We start from the raw sequence: 4616 nt of genomic DNA, 5'->3' as shown, positions 1-4616 counted from the left end.
CCGAACAGCGCAGCGTTAACGTTATCTCACTGTACTCGGCGGTGGCGCTCAATTGCCGGTCGATCACCGTCAGCGGTTCGATATGCAGGGGACAACAGGTTTCAAAACGTATTTCCTGCTCGCCTTCGCCGGCAAAAACCGACGTCCCTGCCGGCAGCGTTGTCGCCCCCAGGTGATGACCTTCTTGCGGTGAAAATTGAACGAGACTCGTCGGCGGTAACGGGCGCAACGCTTGCGGCCAAATATGCGTCAACATATTTAGCGTCACCTCAGGAAAATCATCCTCAATTTTGTAGCGAAGACGGGAAGCTAACAGGGCATAGACCTGTATTGCTCGTTCAGCATCCGGATCACCCGCCCCTTCGGACAAAAAACCGGCCAGATGAGGGTGTTCTTTTCCAGCTTCCTGCGCCAGTTGCCGCATATAATTCAGCTCTTGCAGGAAAAACGACATTCTTCTATTCATCACACGCTACCCTTATCTATTTTTTACCTGAAAAAGTGTCTGTGAAGCGATCAACGTGGCGCCACATGAGATTTTCATGCCCTCCAGAGCAAGCCCCTGTTGATTGATCCCACTTGCAGCCGAAGTGCCTTCCGCAATAGTTTGATCCCCGCCACACTTTGGACAGGACACCGGATCGTTAATCCGTGCCACCCCTTTACCCAAAATCTGGAAACTGTCATCACCCGCTAAAACAGCGCCGCCATGAGAGGTTTTATCCCCTTGTCGTATGATATTTTTCAGCATAAATATCCCGTCAGGAATTGAAATAATTGATCTCACTACCCTAAAAATAAGGTAGCAAAAATCCGATTACCACAGACAGCAAGCACAGCGCTATGCTGTGAGTAATAACAAATTGAACGACAGGAAGATAGCAATGTATCCCAATCGATTAATCCCTTTGAATAAAGGGAACAGAAGTTGAAATTCCTTTCATACCGCTTATATGATGGAACTTAAAGTAATAATTATTAAACTTTGATCAGAAAGCAAGGATTTTTTATAAATTTACAAAAATATAAATTTGTAAGGAATTGTTACAAACGGTAAGAAAGCATTACAGACTCAGTATAAATTCAATTATCTTCAATCTAATAAACGATAAAACGGACAGTGACATACCATTTTCTCAGAAAAATAATCCACGATAGATAAAACAGCTTCTCATTCACTTAAATTCCGTCTAATTATCATTGTGACAGAATAACACATTGATTTTTAATCAAAAAATACATTTACCCCAATTTGTTATGATAACTAATAACGCTATCTGTTTAATTGTTTCACTAATGGCCTATTCTTCATTAAATACCGGGGATAATGATATTATTATCTTGCCCAATCGATGGTATTCCGTTGTTGGCCGGTTTCCTGTCAGGTGTAAAAACGCCTTAATGTATCCTGACAAACGACGGACGGGTGATGCTAATAATCGTGAAAGTAATTCAATCGGTAATCGGTATTGATTTGGGATTATCTCATTCACTCCCGTGGAGAGAAATACAGATAACCTGAGATTAGTTGCCGTGCAGAACACAATTGCCGCCGAAAGCAATGCAGGCTTTTAAGAAAAAGGCAAAAACAGACGTTAATGAATTCTCATCCCCGTGGACACGAGGAACAGTATTTGAAGTCAATCGAATTATTACTTCATTTATGGTTCATCTCCGTTGGTTCGAAGAATATGTCATCCATCGCTCATAGGGATTCCTTATTTCTGGTGTTGGTGTTTAGGTAAATGAGTAATATGGCCTTGGTCAGGTTGGAACCTTATAAGGCAACATGTCAGCATGTAGCTGATATTCAAGACAATCTGTTGAGATATATTCTGCCGACACATACGGTTTTGTGTATTTCAGTGCCACCCCTTCGACTGTGATCCACTGGTTATTTTTCGGGGGTGAAAGCGGTTCATTTGGGTCAGCACAGCCTGATATTAATGTGATTAACAAAACCAATAAACACTGTTTGATATTTATCATGGTCAGTTTTCCTTAATACTTACAGTATTATCCGTATAGCGTGTTAAGGCTATATTTCCCCGTTTATTTTGCTGGAAGCTTTGATGACGTTATTTTCCAGTAATCTATTGATTGCCGATTGAGGTCGATTCGACCATTTGGATATTCAACCCATTCTCCCTTCCCGTCAGTCACAGTGATCTTTGGCATTTTGGTTTCATCCAGTTTAGGCTTAAAGGTAATTTTCCATTCCTCTCCTGGAGTTAATTTCAGTCGAAAAGGAAACAGACTCACCACACCCTGTAAGGAAATTCTTTTTGGCTGTCCTTCAACTATTCTCAACACAGGGTAAATAACTGGGCTGAAGTCTATCGTATTCAATGCACGAGTCTCAGAGGCTTCAGGATAATTTGTTCGCGCTGCATCGTTGATAAAGGCGGTTAAACCCGGTCCCCCATAGGGCACAGCATCTTTTACCAGATGACTAACATCGGTATAACCCACCGCTACAAACGCCCGATTGATTTTCCATTTGCACCAACCTCCGCCACTAAAAGGCAATTTCGCCTGAAAATAACCGGTTTGCGGATCGGCTTTGACATCCAAATCCAATCCATAATAAGTCGGTACTTTAAAAGGCGACATTCCTGCGTCCAACTGATACTCAAGACAGTTTTTTGAGATATATTCCGCGGATACATACGGTCTTGTGTATTTCGGTACAACGCCTTCCACGGTAATCAACTGTTCTTTTCCAGCAGATGAAAAAGGAAAAAGCCAGTTGAAAAAGGTATCGCCTAACGCCCAGTAAATAAAATACGAAAGTAACAATAACAGCGTGATTTTTACTATTTTCATACTGAGAGTTCCTTACCATCGCAGTAATGTTGTAAGGCCAGTGCTCCTTGCTCTTCCTGCTGGCTCACGGTCAGTGATTTTATTAACTGTTTGTCCATATCCAGAAAATAGAGGTTACGGTAGTAAATATTATCAGGAATAAGCATCTTATCATTATCCATTTTTGCCTTAAATTGACGCTGACTGTCCTGATAGACCGTAATCTTATCCGGTTCGCATAACTCTCTGAGACGCTTATCAATATAACCGGCATATTTATACGAGCTATGATGAAGAAAGCCTAATCCCCCTTTTAAATCAGCACTTCTGTTTTCAACAAAAAGTTGGTCTTTTTCTTGTTGACTGAGTTGATTAAACAACGCATTTTGCTGCTCACCAGCCAGAGAAAAATCCTTTTCTGTTTCCTGGTTTAATTCAGGGATTAAATAGAGCTTTGTGGTGTTATTCAATATTTCTTTAGCCACGCCTGTTATAGGGGAGAGATTCCTGGCGGAAATCAGCCACTCCGGGCAACTGTTGGCTTGAAAAAAATGAACAACTTTACCATGATGCAAATAGATTTCTTGACTGGCAGTCGCTTGTTTAATGGCTTTAATAATCGGTGACAGAGACACTAGCTTAATTATTTCCCAGTCGTACCCCGCTGGTGCCCAGTAATTGAAAAAACCATTGTCCATATCCTGCTCAAATGGCACAGCAGGAATGACATCATCTTCATTAACATGGCGATAGTGAATAATGGAAGACAACTCTTCTACCGCACTACGGGTTAATGTTCTCGGCATCCCGTAACTGTAGAAGCAAGGATTGTGTTCTTTCAGTTGTGCACTGTGCAGTAATGCCAATGCTCCCCCCAAGCTATGGCCGCAAATAAATAACCGTTTGTTTTTCACCAAATCTAAGATATCTCTGAATACTGTTATAGTTTTGGTTTTATCACTGGGAGCGATTAACTTTCCAATCAGACTAAATGCCTCCCAGAACCCTTTATGCACTTTGCCACTATGAATAAACCCGCTGCACAGGGCTTTCTCATCGTCGCAACTCAAACTTAACGGCTGAAAGGTGAGATCAGTCAGGTAATTCTCCAGACTAATGGTACCCCGCCAGCTAACAAGAACATCACTGTTGCTGGCTACATAAAACAGTCGGGTATCACCCTGTTTATCTGCCGTTTCTGAATCAATAAACTCTACCCGGGAATAACGTTCACTGAACGGCACATCATAAACCACAGGATTGGCTGATATTTTTTCTACCTTATAAGGCAACTTCGAAACATCTACCATCTGCCGATTAAAAAAGTGAGTCACCGAGCCTTCAGTATCAACATCCCCACCGGCATAAGCCAACACACTCATCAAACACTGGTTATACGCATTAACAATGGAATACTCTTTTTGATGATGTAGCTGCAAGACCCAAGCCCGAAACGGGCATATTTCCAGAACATGCCGACAGTTTAATTGGCGGGAATAAAACCCTTTAGGCTCCGGGTCTGGGAAATGATAGGGAGGCGGAATTTTTTTAGGGTCATTCCAATCATCAATCACCGGCAACCCATCACTAATCTGCCCGATAGTTACATAATGATAGTGATGACCTTCAGCTTCTGCTTTGGGCTTCACCATTGACGCCGCTTCACCGCGTATTTCCCGCAATGGCCGCTGTTCCATCTCATCGGCCAAGGGTTGGGCACCGATATACAGTGTTATCGGATGGGGTGGCATATCCTCTTCCCGGAATAATCCATTGCCATCGGTAACACCTTGACGTCCCATCAGAGGATT

4 protein-coding genes and 1 pseudogene are annotated in these 4616 nt (G+C 42.4%); all 5 read right to left on the bottom strand.

Annotated features, from left to right (window positions below; translation table 11 throughout):
- A partial coding sequence (locus LGZ99_RS23375) for a type VI secretion system baseplate subunit TssF (protein WP_262979735.1) occupies window positions 1–466 on the bottom strand: 466 nt, incomplete at its 3' end.
- Between the two features lie 12 nt (window positions 467–478).
- On the bottom strand, window positions 479–751 hold the full coding sequence (locus tag LGZ99_RS23370) for a PAAR domain-containing protein (protein WP_262979734.1): 273 nt from the start codon (window positions 749–751) through the stop codon (window positions 479–481).
- Between the two features lie 1016 nt (window positions 752–1767).
- Window positions 1768–1989 (bottom strand): annotated as a pseudogene (locus LGZ99_RS23365) (hypothetical protein); the annotation flags it as partial.
- A 63-nt stretch (window positions 1990–2052) separates the two neighbouring features.
- On the bottom strand, window positions 2053–2826 hold the full coding sequence (locus LGZ99_RS23360; protein ID WP_262979733.1) for a hypothetical protein: 774 nt from the start codon (window positions 2824–2826) through the stop codon (window positions 2053–2055).
- A partial coding sequence (locus LGZ99_RS23355; RefSeq protein WP_262979732.1) for a lipase family protein occupies window positions 2823–4616 on the bottom strand: 1794 nt, incomplete at its 5' end. The genes LGZ99_RS23360 and LGZ99_RS23355, both read right to left, overlap by 4 nt.

The organism is Photorhabdus temperata, assembly GCF_025384845.1.
In the GTDB taxonomy this organism is placed as follows: Bacteria; Pseudomonadota; Gammaproteobacteria; order Enterobacterales; family Enterobacteriaceae; genus Photorhabdus; species Photorhabdus temperata.
The sequence above is the reverse complement of the archived record's forward strand: the minus strand, read 5'-3'. Positions and strand labels throughout refer to the sequence as shown.

What these genes read in the sequence shown, in the direction of transcription:
- LGZ99_RS23370 (WP_262979734.1), bottom strand. Translation starts at nt 751, where the DNA reads ATGCTGAAAAATATCATACGACAAGGGGATAAAACCTCTCATGGCGGC.
- LGZ99_RS23360 (WP_262979733.1), bottom strand. Translation starts at nt 2,826, where the DNA reads ATGAAAATAGTAAAAATCACGCTGTTATTGTTACTTTCGTATTTTATT.